1 protein-coding gene is annotated in these 1,044 nt (G+C 66.5%); it reads right to left on the reverse strand.

Features of this window, described 5'->3' with window-relative positions; genetic code table 11:
- On the reverse strand, nucleotides 1-780 hold a 780-nt coding region (locus ACWDKQ_RS36385), incomplete at its 3' end, for a DUF4158 domain-containing protein (protein WP_450143275.1).
- Between the last annotated feature and the right edge of the window lie 264 nt (nucleotides 781-1,044).

Here is a 1,044-nt window from a genome sequence, read left to right on the forward strand (position 1 = left end):
GTCGTCGACATTGGCGACGTGGGCCTCGCCGGCGAAGTGGGCGACCTTGCCCGGCGGCACTCCGTCCAGCCACCGCTCGGTCGGGCCGATCGCATCGAGTGCTTGCAGGTGCGCCAGGCGCTGCTTGAACTTGCCCAAGGTGGGTGCCTGCGCCGGGGTCTTGATCCGGTCGAACTCGCTGCGTCGCGTCGCCGGGTCCACCACCAGCAGCCGCTCCAGCCGCGCCCGTTCGGCCCGGTCCGGCCGGGCGGCGACCATCGCGAAGAACCCGCCGTTGACCTCGGCACGGATGCCGGCGGTCATCGCGTCCAGCGTCGTGTAGCCGGGCAGCTCGCAACGCTGCCGGACCAGTTCCTCCAGCGCCACGTTGATCAGATCGGCCGGATTGTCTTTGGTCTGCACCGCTGCACGAATAGCCTGCTCAGCGACCTCCCGCACCCGCGCCGCCTCAAACTTCACGCCCACCCGGTCCCGCACGAACTGCCGGTGCCGCTTGGCCGTGCGCTCGGCGTCGGTCTCCGCGGCCACCGTGTCGGGCAGCTCCAGCACACCGCGTACATGCTCGACAACTGTGGCTGGCACGTCCGCGAGTTTCGCGAAGTACCCCAACCGTTGGTAACACTTCAGCCGAACCAGCAGCGTCAGCAAGTGCTGCTCGTGCTGGGTTCTGCCGCGAGCCCACGTGATCTCGTCCTGTGTGGGTGTGAACGCCTCGGCCAGCTCGCGCAGCGACACCGCGCGCTTGAAGCGCGGGTAAGCCGTGCGATCGATCGACGCCAACCCGACACTCCAACAAGATCAAATACCCGGACCCGAACACCTTAGCCAGGCTGCCGGTTACCGCTCAGAGCCCCCCAGCCAGCGGTCACGGACGCCACTTCGCATCTGATGCGAAGATTTCGCGTCCAATGGGAACGACGCGTCGTAGGTCGAGGGACGAAGTTGTCCATTGACACTGCAAGCTGACGAATTGAGCCAAGAGTGCCCTCGAACATCTGATTACGTGCGCCGCGGCCCGTTTCTGGCGTATTCGGTTCCCACCCC

It is taken from the genome of Saccharopolyspora sp. NPDC000995 (assembly GCF_053599315.1).